The sequence below is a fragment of the Pseudomonas sp. PGPPP4 genome (genome assembly GCF_002256045.1).
GTDB classification, from domain to species: Bacteria; Pseudomonadota; Gammaproteobacteria; order Pseudomonadales; family Pseudomonadaceae; genus Chryseomonas; species Chryseomonas oryzihabitans.
Genome location: NZ_NKID01000013.1, coordinates 49577 through 61433 on the forward strand (window position 1 = coordinate 49577; position 11857 = coordinate 61433).

The following is an 11857-nucleotide window of genomic DNA, read 5'->3' on the forward strand; positions in this document are numbered from 1 at the left end:
AAGCAGGTTCTTTGCGCCATTGTCCCGCACTGAGCCGCCGATAAACACCGACAGAAACCATGCCTTCTCTCGTCTCGCCCTTCGCCACCCTCGAACTCGACCGTCAGCCCCCGCGCCGCGACGATCCCCTGCAGGCCTTCGACGCTGCCGACGAATACCTGCTGCAGCAGGTCGCCGAGGATGGCCTGGCGCCATCCGCCCGGGTGCTGGTGCTCAACGACGGCTTTGGCGCCCTGGCCGCCAGTCTCGCCACTCATGCCCGGGTGACCTCCAGTGGCGACTCGCACCTGGCGGCCCTGGCGCTGGCGGCCAACCTGGCGCGCAACGGCCTCGCCGCCGAGGCGGTGACCTTCGTCCCGGCCAGCGAGGCGACCAGCGGTCCCTTCGATCTGGTGCTGGTGCGGGTGCCCAAGACCCTGGCGTTGCTGGAAGAGCAGCTGATCCGCCTGCACGGCCAGTTGGCGCCGGGCGCCCGGGTGATCGCCGCCGGCATGCTCAAGCACCTGCCCCGCGCCGCCGGCGACCTGCTGGAGCGGCATATCGGACCGGTGCAGGCTTCGCTGGCGGTAAAGAAGGCGCGGCTGCTGTTCGCCACGCCCGAGGCACGGCCGGCGGTGACCTCGCCCTACCCGAGTCGCTATCGCCTGGATGCACCGCCGCTGACCCTGATCAACCATGCCAACGTCTTCTGCCGCGAGGGCCTGGACATCGGCACCCGTGCCTTCCTGCCGCACCTGCCCCGGGGACTGGGGAGCGCACGGGTGGCCGATCTCGGCTGCGGCAACGGCGTGCTGGCGCTGGCCTGCGCCCTGGCCAATCCGGAGGCGCAATTCACCCTGGTGGACGAGTCCTATATGGCGGTGCAGTCAGCGCGGGAGAACTGGAGCGCGGCCTTCGGCGAGCGACCGGTAGCGATCCGCGCGGCCGACGGCCTGGCCGACCAGCCGCCGCGGTCGCTGGAGCTGATCCTGTGCAACCCGCCCTTTCACCAGCAGCAGGTAGTGGGCGACTTCCTCGCCTGGCGCATGTTCCAGCAGGCGCAGGCGGCACTGACCGCGCAGGGCGAACTCTGGCTGGTGGGTAATCGCCACCTGGGTTATCACGTCAAGCTCAAGCGGCTGTTCAGGCGCGTCGAGCAGATCGCGGCCACACCGAAATTCGTGGTGCTCAGGGCGGTCCAACCCCTCTGACATCCACCCAGGAGCGAGAGCTGCCCGCGTGCCTTCCCTGCCCCTCGATCTCCACTACATCGCCCTGGTCCTCGAACTGATCGGCATCAGCGCGGCGATCCACGCCATCATCACGGTGCGTACCGCCCAGGGCGCCATGGCCTGGGCCATGGCGCTGGTGTTCATGCCCCTCCTCAGCCTGATTCCCTATCTGGTATTCGGCCGGCGGCGCTTCGACAGCTACGTGAAGGCGCGGCGCCAGGCCGACGAGGAGATGGCGCGCCAGGCCGCCGAACTGGACTGGCGGCCCTGGATCGCCGAGGCCATGGCCGCCCAGCAGTGCAGCGCGGCCAATCGCAAGCTCAAGGCCATGACCGCCCTCACCGGCACCCCCTGCGTGGCCAACAACCAGGTGCGGCTGCTGATCAACGGCGAGGAGACCTTCGCCGCCATCCTCGCGGCCATCCGCGGGGCGCAGAAGGTGGTGCTGGTGCAATTCTTCATCATCCACGACGACGCCCTCGGCCTGGCCCTGCAGAACACCCTGCTGGACCGCGCCCGCGCCGGGGTCCAGGTCTTTCTGCTGTACGATGCCATCGGCAGCCATGCCCTGCCGCGCGCCTATGTGGAAAAGCTGCGCGAGGCCGGTTGCGAGGTGAAGGGCTTCAGCAACAGGCGCGGGCTGATCAACAGGTTCCAGGTCAACTTCCGCAACCACCGCAAGATCGTCATCGTCGATGGCGAGGTGGGCTTTACCGGCGGGCTCAACGTCGGCGACGAATACATGGGCCTCAAGCCGCCCCTGGCGCCCTGGCGCGACACCCACCTGGAATTGCGCGGTCCGGCCCTGGCCACCCTGCAGGAAACCTTTGCCCAGGACTGGTACTGGGTGACCAGAAAGCTGCCCACCCTGCTGCTGCCGGAGCGCTACGAAGAGGGCGGCGTGCTCTGCCAGGTGGTGCCCAGCGGGCCGGCGGACGATCAGGAGACCTGCTCGCTGTTCTTTGTCGAGGCCATCCACTCGGCGCGCCACCGCGTCTGGATCACCACGCCCTACTTCATTCCCGACGAAGCCGTTTCGGCGGCTCTGCGCCTGGCCGCCCTGCGCGGGGTCGACGTGCGCATCCTGCTGCCCTCGCGACCGGACCACAAGGTGGTCTATGCCGCCTCCTATCTCTATGCCTTCGAAGCGGTGCATGCCGGGGTACGGGTGTTCCGCTACGGCCCGGGCTTCCTGCACCAGAAGGTGGTGCTGATCGACGAGGACGTGGCCGCGGTGGGCAGCGCCAACCTGGACAACCGCTCCTTCCGCCTCAACTTCGAGGTCATGGTGATGGTGATGGACGTCCCCTTCGCCTGGGAGGTGCGCAAGATGCTGGAGCAGGACTTCAGTCGCTCCCGCGAACTCACCCCCGAGGACAACGCCGCCCTGCGCCGCTGGCGGCGGGTGGCCATGCGGGTGGCGCGGGTGTTTTCGCCGGTGCTCTAGGGCCGGGAACCCGCTCTGCGACGGCCCGGTCGGATACGCAATGGCGCCGTGCCCGGAGCGCCCCGCGCCCTGGAGTCGCCCGCCATGCCATCCCCATCGCCCCTGCGTTGCATCTGCCTGCTGGCAGGCGGTCTGGCCCTGACGGCCACCGCCGCGCCGCGTAGCGTGCCCTCCATCGAAAGCGAAGACGCCGCCCTGGGCAGCGTGGAGGTCAGCGAAAACTCCGGGCGCTTCCATCCGCAATTGGGCATGGACGTGCGCAACGGCGACTTTTCCCGCGGCAACTACGATGACGACGCGGCCAGCCTCGACCGCATCCCGCTGCACCTGCAGGCGGGCTTCGCCCTGGATCTGCACCAGGGAAGCGACGGCAGTGCCGATGCCTGGCTGGTGTTCAGCAGCAGCAACGGCCTGCACAGCCCCTCCAGTGATGAACAGGTCAGCCCGCGGCGCTGGTACGAGAGCAACAACCTGTTGGGCCTGGTGGTGTCGCCGGCCGAGGGCCTGAGGGTCGGCTTCGTCTACACGGTCAAGAGTAGCCCCAACGACGTCGCCGCCACCACGCAAGAGGCCAGCCTGACCCTGGCCTACCAGGCCGAGTCGGGCCTGGGCGCCTGGCGCCCGGGTCTGGCGGTGACCACCCGCACCCAGGGCGATAGCGGTCTCTACACCCAGGGCAGCCTGGAACCCGGACTGGACCTCTCGGCCAGTGGCTTGCGCCTGAGTTTCCCCAGTGCCCTGGGGGTGGGCTGGAACGGCTTCTATGGACCGGACTCCGGTGATCGGCTCTATGCCCGCACCGGGCTGGCGCTGGAGCAGCCCTTTCGCTGGGGCGAGACGCGCTGGAGCGCTCGCGCCGAAGCCCTGGCGCTCTATCGCGACGGCGCCCTGCGCGACTTGAGCGGTCCGGAGGGCGAGACCGACGGCGTGGTGCCCCAGGTAACCCTCAGCCTGTCCATGGCCTATTAGAAGCTGTTCACGATCTCGCGAGCTAGAGCCAAACAAGGCCTAGGCGGCCCCGCGAAAAGACCTGAGGAAGCGGACCGGGCTCGCGCTCGAGTTTACTCGGCGTAAATGAGCATTCCGGCGGGGCTGGCCTTCCAGGGTTTTTCAACGCCGTTTGGCCGACGCGCAGCAGATCGTGAATAGCTTCTTAGCCCAGCGGCGCCACGCCCAGCCCTTCCACCAGGGTCTCCAGGGCGCGCAGGCCGGCCACCGAGTTGCCGTAGCTGTCCAGCCGGGGCGACCAGACGCAGATGCTCATCTGCCCCGGGACGATGGCGACGATGCCGCCCCCTACCCCGCTCTTGCCCGGCAGGCCGACGCGCCAGGCGAAGTCGCCCGCCGCATCGTAGAGACCACAGGTCAGCAGCAGCGCATTGAGCTGGCGGGTCTGCTGGGGCGTCACCACGACCTGGCCGTCCTGGGGATTGATGCCGCCGTTGGCGAGGAAGGCGAAGGCGCGAGCCACGTCGACGCAGCTCATGGCCAGGGCGCAGCCATGGAAATAGACGTCGAGGACGTCATCGACCTCGCTGTGCAGATTGCCATAGGCCTTCATCAGATAGGCCAGGGCGGCGTTGCGCGCCTTGTGGTCCATCTCCGAGCGGGCCACGCGGTCGTCGAAGTTGAGCGCCGGATTGCCGGCCAGGCGCCGCGCCTGTTCGCGCATCATCCAGTGGATCGACATGATGCGTGACACCAGCAATTCGCAGACCTGCACGGCGCCGGCGTTGATGAAGGGGTTGCGCGGCACGCCCTTCTCTTCCTCCAGCTGGGCCATGGAGTTGAAGGCATGGCCGGAAGGCTCGCGGCCGACGCGGGTCCAGATGTCCGCCTCGTCCAGGCGCTGCATGGCGATCACCAGGTTGAGCACCTTGGAGATGGACTGGATGGAAAAGGCCGTGTCGGCCGCCCCGGCGCGCCAGACCTGGCCGTTGACGTCGCAGACGGCGATGCCGAACTGATCAGGCGCCACCTCGGCCAGGGCCGGGATGTAGTCGGCCACCTCGCCTTCGCCGAAATGGCGCGGCGCGGCGGCGGCGATACGGTCAAGCAGGGGTTGCAGCTGGTGGCGGTCGAAGGGCTCTGCCATGACGATTCCGAAACGGGCGGGGGCGCCAAGTGTAGGGGCCGTTCCGGTCTCAGGCGAGCCCCGGGCGCGGCGGCAATGGCAGGCGGATCTCGAATCGAGCGCCGCCCTGGGCACCGGCGCTCAGGTCCAGCCGGCCGCCCTGGTTTTCCACCGCGCGCCGGCTGATGGCCAGGCCAAGGCCGAAACCGCCGGTGGCGCGGTCGCGACTGCGATCCAGGCGATAGAAGGGTTCGAAGACCCGCTCGCGCTCCGCCGCGGGAATGCCCTCGCCGTCATCCTCGACGGCGATCAGCAAGGCTTCGCCGTCGCCTCGGACCGCTACCCAGACCTCACGCTGGCAATAACGCAGGGCATTGCCGACGAGATTCTGCAGGGCGCGCGCGGTGAGGCGTGGCGCCAGTTCGACCCGCCTGGGCGCCTGCGTCAGATCCAGGTGCACCACGACGCCGCGCCGCTCCTGCTCTTCGGCGAAGTCGGCCAGCACGCTGTCGAGAAAGGCTTCGAGTTCCAGGCTCAGGCGTTCGGGCGGCTGCTGGCTGCTCTGCAGGCGGGCGAAGGACAGCAATTCGTCGACCAGGGCATCCAGTTCGCGGACGTGGCGCACCAGTTGTTCCAGCTGGCGGTGGGTCTCGGCGGGCAGCGGATCGGCCTGCAACAGCGCCAGGCCGAATTCCAGGCGTGACAGCGGCGTGCGCAATTCGTGGGAGACGGCGTTGAGCAGGTCGCGCTGCTGGACGATCAGCGCCTCCAACTCCTGGGCCATGTCATCGAAGGCCCGCGCCACCTCGCCGATGTCCGAGCGCGGCGAGATGGCCGTGCGCTCGCCCAGATGACCCTTGCCCAGGCGCGCCGCGGTACGCCGCAGCCGCTCCAGGTCGCGCCAGTGCGGTCGCAGCCAGACATAGAGACAGACCAACAGGGCCGCGCCGATCAGGGCGTTCATGGCCCAGTAGGTCAGGGCGATGTCGGTGGGCGCCTCGGGGATGCCGACCCAGAGCACCTGATCCGTCGGCAGCGGCACCAGGGCCGCGCTGGGTTCGCCATAGTCGCCCAGGCGTACCCGCCGCTGGCCGGCGGCCAGATCGGCGCGCTCCTCCGGAGTGAGGGCTGGATCCTCAAGCGGGACCAGACGCAGGCTGATGGGCGCCAGCTCCGCGGCCAACTCATCCTGCAGGGCTGGCCAGCGCGCCGGCGGCGCCTGGTTGAAGGTGCGCTGCACCAGGCTGAGCGGGCCGTGCAGTTGTTCGAGGGTGTAGCGACTGTAGCGCTCGTAGAACACCTGCAGCAGCGCCTCGGGCACCAGGTAGCTGGCGGCGCCATAGGTCACTAGCAGGATGAGGTAGAGGCGGACGAGGATCTTGAGCATCTATTCCCACTCGGCCCGGGAAAGGAGATAGCCCTTGCCCCAGACGGTCTTGATCCGCCGGGCGTCGCCGGGGTGCTCTTCGAAGCGCCGGCGCAGCTTGGAGATGGCCACGTCCACCGAGCGGTCGACGCCGTTGAATTCGATGCCGCGCAGTTGCTGGATCAACTGGTCGCGGCTGAGCACCTCGCCGGCATGGCGCATGAGGATCGCCAGCAGGTTGAATTCGGTGGACGACAGCTCCACCAGCTGGTCGCGCCACCAGACCTGGCGTTCACCCGGCAGCAGCCGCAGCTGGCCGATCGTCAGGCGGTCATCGGCGGGCGCCTCACCCAGCTGGCAGCGGCGCAGCAGGGTGCGGATACGTGCCAGCAGCACCCGCGGTTCGCAGGGCTTGCTGACGTAGTCGTCGGCGCCGATCTCCAGGCCCAGCACCTGGTCGTGGCTGTCGTCCAGGGCGGTGAGCATCAGGATCGGCAGGCCTGGCTGGGCGGCGCGCAGCTGACGGCAGACCTGCAGGCCGTCCAGCCCCGGCAGCATGACGTCGAGCACCACCAGGTGCGGGCGCAGGCGCTGCACCGCGGCCAGGGCTTCGTCGCCGCGACCGATCACCGTCACGGCATAGCCCTGACGGCCCAGGTAGGTGGCGATGAGCTCGGCCAGGGCGGTGTCGTCTTCGACGATGAGCAAGGGGATCACGGCAGGCCTTCATGGCGGAAAGTGCCGAGCATAGCCGAGCCCCGGGCAGGCGGGCGCGGGGCTTAACACTCTTTCACAAGAGACCTACAGACGTTTACAGGGAGGCCCGAGCGGGACGCCTACCATGGCGCTCTCCTGGAGGAAGCCCCGATGTCCCTGCCCCGCCCTGCCCTCGGCAGCCTCGCGCTGCTCTGCCTGCTGCTCGCCGCCTGCGACCGTCCGGCCCTGGAAGCCGCCACCCCGCCCGCGCCCAGGGTGCAGGTGGAGACGCTGCACCCCTCGCCCCTGGCCATCGCCAGCGAACTCAGTGGCCGCCTGGTGGCGCCGCGGACCGCCGAGGTACGGGCGCGGGTCGCCGGCATCGTGCTGCAGCGGGTGTTTCACGAGGGTAGCGAGGTCAAGGCCGGCGCGGTGCTGTTCCGTATCGATCCGGCGCCGCTGCAGGCCGAGGTGGACAGCGCCGCGGCCGCCCTGCGCAAGGCCGAGGCCAGCGCCTTCCAGGCCCGCCGCCTGGCGGAGCGCTATGCGGCACTGGTGGAGAGCGAGGCGATCAGTCGTCAGGCGCAGGACGATGCCCAGGGTGCCAGTCTGCAGGCGCAGGCCGAGGTGGCGGCCGCCCAGGCGGCGCTCAAGCGGGCGCGGCTGAATCTGGGCTATGCCACGGTCACCGCGCCCATCGCCGGGCGCATCGGCAAGGCTCTGGTCAGCGAAGGCGCCCTGGTCGGCCAGGGCGATGCCACGCCGTTGGCGATCATCCAGCAGCTGGACCCCATCCATGCCGACGTCACCCAGTCGACCCGCCAGCTCAAGGCGCTGCGCGATGCCCTCAGCGACGGCCGGCTGCAGCAGGTGGCGCCGGACCAGGCGCGGGTCACCCTGCTGCAGGAAGACGGCAGCCCCTACCCGGAGAGCGGCCGCCTGCTATTCGCCGATCTGGCGGTGGACGCCAGCACCGGCCAGATCACCCTGCGCAGCCAGTTTCCCAATCCACGGCGCGAGCTGCTGCCGGGCAGCTTCGTGCGGGTGCGCCTGGAGCAGGCACGGCTCGACCAGGGTCTGAGCGTGGCGCAACGGGCGGTGCAGCGCAGCGCCGGCGGCCAGGCCCAGGTCTGGGTGGTGGACGCCGAAGACCGGCTCGCCCTGCGCGAGGTGCGCCTGGGACCGGTGGTGGACGGTCGCTGGGTGGTGGAGGCCGGCCTGGCCGCCGGTGAGCGGGTCCTGCTTTCGGGCCTGCAACAGGCGCAGCCGGGCCTGCTGGTGGAACCTCAGGAACCCCAGGCCGCTCCGGCGGAGGCGCGCTGATGGCCAATTTCTTCATCGACCGCCCGGTGTTCGCCTGGGTGGTGGCGTTGTTCATCCTGCTCGCCGGCCTGCTGGCCCTGCCGCAGTTGCCGGTGGCCCAGTATCCCAACGTGGCGCCGCCGCAGATCGAGTTGACCCTGAGTTACCCGGGCGCCTCGCCGCAGACCCTGGACGAGAGCGTGGTCAGCCTGGTCGAGCAGGAACTCAATGGCGTCAATCACCTGCTCTACTTCTCGTCCAGCAGCAGCCAGGGCAGCGCCACCCTGACCGTGACCTTCCAGCCCGGCACCGATCCGGAGCTGGCCAAGGTGGACATCCAGAATCGCCTCAAGGTGGTGGAGCCGCGCCTGCCGCGGGCGGTCACCCAGCAGGGCATCCAGATCGAGGAAACCTCCGCTGGCTACCTGCTGTTCGTCACCCTTACCGCCACCGACGCGCGCCTCGACACCACAGCCCTGAGCGACTATCTGGCGCGCAACGTGGTCAACGAACTGCGCCGCCTGGACGGGGTGGGCAAGGCCCAGCTGTTCGGCGCCGAACACGCCCTGCGCGTCTGGCTCGACCCCAGTCGCCTGGTGGCGGTCGGCCTGACCCCGGCCGATGTGACCCGCGCCATTGCCGAGCAGAACGTTCAGGTGGCGGCCGGCAGTCTCGGCGAGTTGCCCGCGCCCGCGGGCCAGGAGCTGACCGCGCCAGTGCTGATCAAGGGCCAGTTGAGCGACCCGGCGGAATTCGCCGGCATCCTGCTGCGCGCCGGGGTCGATGGCTCCAGCGTGACCCTGGGCGATGTCGCCCGGGTCGAGGTGGGCAGCCAGAGCTACAATTTCGGCACCCGCCTGGACGGCAAGCCCTCGGTGGCGGTCGGGGTGCAGCTGGCGCCCACCGCCAATGCCCTGGCCACCGCCCGGGCGGTGCGCGCCAAGCTGACCGAGTTGTCCCGGTACTTTCCGCCGGGGATGAAATACGACATCCCCTACGACACGGCGCCCTTCGTCGAGATCTCCATCACCCAGGTCCTCCACACCCTGCTGGAGGCCATGGCGCTGGTGTTCGCGGTGATGTACCTGTTCCTGCAGAATCTGCGCTACACCCTGATCCCGACCCTGGTGGTGCCGGTGGCGCTGCTGGGCACCTGCGCCGTGCTCCTGGCGCTGGGCTATTCGATCAATGTGCTGACCCTGTTCGGCATGGTGCTGGCCATCGGCATCCTGGTGGACGACGCCATCGTGGTGGTGGAGAACGTCGAGCGATTGATGGCCAGCGAGGGACTCGATCCGCGCGCCGCCACGCGCAAGGCCATGGGCGAGATCGCCGGCGCCATCGTCGGCATCACCCTGGTGCTGACCGCGGTCTTCGTGCCCATGGCCTTCATGAGCGGGTCGGTGGGCGTCATCTATCGCCAATTCTCGGCGTCCATGGCGGTGGCCATCCTGCTTTCCGCCTTTCTCGCCCTGAGCCTGACCCCGGCGCTGTGCGCCACCCTGCTCCAGCCGATTGCCCAGGGCACCCATGCCCGCGGCGGCTTCTTTGGCGCCTTCAACCGGGGCTTCGAGCGCCTGACCGGCGGCTTCGAGGGCTGGGTGGCCCGCGCCATCCGCCGGCTGCTGCCCAATCTTCTGCTGTTCGCCGTCCTGCTGACGGCCCTGGTGGCGCTCTATGGCCGCCTGCCCGGCGCCTTTCTGCCCACCGAGGACCAGGGCTATCTGATCACCGACATCCAGCTGCCACCGGGCGCCACCCAGGAGCGCACCCTCAAGGTGCTCGAGCGGCTGGAGCGCCACTACGCCGCCGAACCCGGGGTGGCCAACGACCTCGTGCTGCTCGGCTTCAGCTTTTCCGGCAGCGGCCAGAACGCCGCCCTCGCCTTCACCACCCTCAAGGACTGGTCCGCCCGTGGCCCGGCCGACTCCGCCGCGGCCATCGCCGAGCGCGCCAACGCCGCCCTGGCGGGCGAAAGCGAGGCCCAGGGCTTCGCCGTGCTACCGCCGCCGGTGGAAGGCCTGGGCACCTCCAGCGGCTTCGAGGTGCGCCTGCAGGACAGGTCCAATCGCGGCCAGGCGGCGCTCAAGGCGGCACGCGATGAACTGCAGGCCAGGCTGGCGGGCAATCCGATCATCGCCTACGTGCGGGAGACCGCCCTGGCCGACAGCGCCCAGGTGCAGCTGGTGGTGGATCGCCGCCAGGCCGCCGCGCTGGGGGTAGGCTTCAGCGCCCTCGGCGAGACCCTGGGCACAGCTCTCGGCTCCAGCTACGTCAACGACTTCCCCAATCGCGGGCGGATGCAGCAGGTGATCGTGCAGGCCGACCTGGGCACCCGCAGCCAGGTGGACGACCTGCTGCGCCTGGAAGTACGCAACGAGCGTGGGCGCATGGTGCCGCTGTCCGCCTTCGTCAGCGCCGACTGGACCCAGGGCCCGGCGCAGCTGTCGCGCTACAACGGCTACCCGGCCATCAGCCTGGCCGGCGAACCGCTGCCCGGTCACACCACCGGCGAGGCCATGGCCGAACTGGAACGCCTGGCCGGCGAGTTGCCGCGCGGCTTCGCCCTGGAGTGGACGGCGCTGTCGCTGCAGGAACGCCTCTCCGCCGGCCAGGCGCCCCTGCTGCTGGGGCTGTCGCTGCTGGTGGTGTTCCTCTGCCTGGCGGCGCTCTACGAGAGCTGGTCGATTCCCACCGCGGTGTTGCTGGTGGTGCCCCTGGGCGTGCTCGGCGCGGTGCTGGCGGTGACCCTGAGGGGGATGCCCAACGACGTCTTCTTCAAGGTCGGCCTGATCACGGTGATCGGCCTCACGGCGAAGAACGCCATCCTGCTCATCGAATTCGCCAAGCGCCTGCACGACGAAGGCATGGACCTGTACCAGGCCACCTGCCGCGCCGCACGGCTGCGCCTGCGACCCATCGTCATGACCTCGCTGGCCTTCATCCTCGGCGTGGTGCCCCTGGCCCTGGCCACCGGGGCCAGCTCGGCGAGCCAGCAGGCGGTGGGCACCGGGGTGATCGGCGGCATGCTCAGCGCCACCCTGGCGCTGGTCTTCGTGCCGGTGTTCTTCGTGCTGGTGCTCAGGCTGGTGGGGCGGTTGCGGCGCAATTCGGAGCAGCGTCCCGACTAGATCCGGCCTGCTGTCGCGGATGGCCAGCCTTCGCAGTGGGTCATCCGTCGCGTTTTCCACCGAGACCTAAAGCCGCACCCGGTGGACGAGGCAGCGCCCCAGTCCAGGCTACGCCCTATCCAAGTCTTACAACCCCAGCTCGCTCAACCCCGGATGATCGTCCGGCCGCCGCCCCTGGGGCCAGCGAAACAGCCGTTCGGCCTCGCTGATCGGCAGGTCGTTGATGCTGGCGTGACGCTCGGCCATCAGGCCCTGGTCGTCGAAGTGCCAGTTCTCGTTGCCGTAGGCGCGGTACCACTGGCCGTCTTCGTCCCGCCATTCGTAGGCGAAGCGCACGGCGATACGCGCGCCGTCATGGGCCCAGAGTTCCTTGATCAGCCGGTACTCGTGCTCGCGCTGCCACTTGCGGGTGAGAAAGGCCTCGATGGCGGCGCGGCCCTGGAGGAAATCGCTGCGATTGCGCCAGCGGCTGTCGGCGGTATAGGCCAGCGCCACCTTGGCCGGATCGCGGCTGTTCCAGCCGTCTTCGGCGGCGCGGACCTTTTGCCGGGCGGATTCGAGGGTGAAGGGCGGGACGGGAGGACGGGCGGCGCTCATGGGGACTCTCCTGGGCAGATGAGGCCCCAGTGT

The 11857-nt window shown here is 69.4% G+C and carries 9 protein-coding genes; 5 read left to right on the plus strand and 4 right to left on the minus strand.

From position 1 onward, the window contains the following. Positions 1–59: 59 nt before the first annotated feature. The 3 genes from CFE50_RS19860 to CFE50_RS19870 all read left to right on the plus strand — a co-directional run bounded on the left by CFE50_RS19860 (position 60) and on the right by CFE50_RS19870 (position 3627). The gene (locus CFE50_RS19860; RefSeq protein ID WP_241807586.1) at positions 60–1190 is read left to right on the plus strand and encodes a methyltransferase; all 1131 of its coding nucleotides are present in this window, start codon (positions 60–62) and stop codon (positions 1188–1190) included. Positions 1191–1218: 28 nt separating this feature from the next. Then, entirely contained in the window at positions 1219–2658 is a 1440-nt protein-coding gene (gene cls / locus CFE50_RS19865; protein WP_241807587.1) for a cardiolipin synthase, read from the plus strand. An 84-nt stretch (positions 2659–2742) separates the two neighbouring features. After that, complete coding sequence (locus CFE50_RS19870) at positions 2743–3627, plus strand: hypothetical protein (protein WP_286736989.1); 885 nt, start codon at positions 2743–2745, stop codon at positions 3625–3627. Between the two features lie 184 nt (positions 3628–3811). Here the strand turns inward: CFE50_RS19870 and glsB are convergent, their stop codons facing one another. The 3 genes from glsB to CFE50_RS19885 form a co-directional block, all read right to left on the minus strand. After that, positions 3812–4726 (minus strand): glutaminase B, encoded by a 915-nt coding sequence (gene glsB / locus CFE50_RS19875; RefSeq protein WP_502694720.1) that lies wholly within the window; start codon positions 4724–4726, stop codon positions 3812–3814. 76 nt (positions 4727–4802) lie between these two features. Beyond that, entirely contained in the window at positions 4803–6119 is a 1317-nt protein-coding gene (locus CFE50_RS19880; RefSeq protein WP_286736995.1) for an ATP-binding protein, read from the minus strand. After that, positions 6120–6815, minus strand: a complete 696-nt coding sequence (locus CFE50_RS19885; RefSeq protein WP_007162700.1) for a response regulator — start codon at positions 6813–6815, stop codon at positions 6120–6122. Between the two features lie 150 nt (positions 6816–6965). Here CFE50_RS19885 and CFE50_RS19890 point away from each other — a divergent pair, with 150 nt between their 5' ends. Then, on the plus strand, positions 6966–8117 hold the full coding sequence (locus tag CFE50_RS19890; RefSeq protein ID WP_286736997.1) for an efflux RND transporter periplasmic adaptor subunit: 1152 nt from the start codon (positions 6966–6968) through the stop codon (positions 8115–8117). Then, the gene (locus CFE50_RS19895) at positions 8117–11227 is read left to right on the plus strand and encodes a multidrug efflux RND transporter permease subunit (protein WP_286737001.1); all 3111 of its coding nucleotides are present in this window, start codon (positions 8117–8119) and stop codon (positions 11225–11227) included. Before CFE50_RS19890 ends, CFE50_RS19895 begins: the two co-directional genes overlap by 1 nt. Positions 11228–11353: 126 nt before the next feature. On the opposite strand, the gene CFE50_RS19900 is transcribed toward CFE50_RS19895, so the two are convergent. Beyond that, on the minus strand, positions 11354–11824 hold the full coding sequence (locus CFE50_RS19900) for a nuclear transport factor 2 family protein (RefSeq protein WP_241807593.1): 471 nt from the start codon (positions 11822–11824) through the stop codon (positions 11354–11356). Positions 11825–11857: the final 33 nt, after the last annotated feature.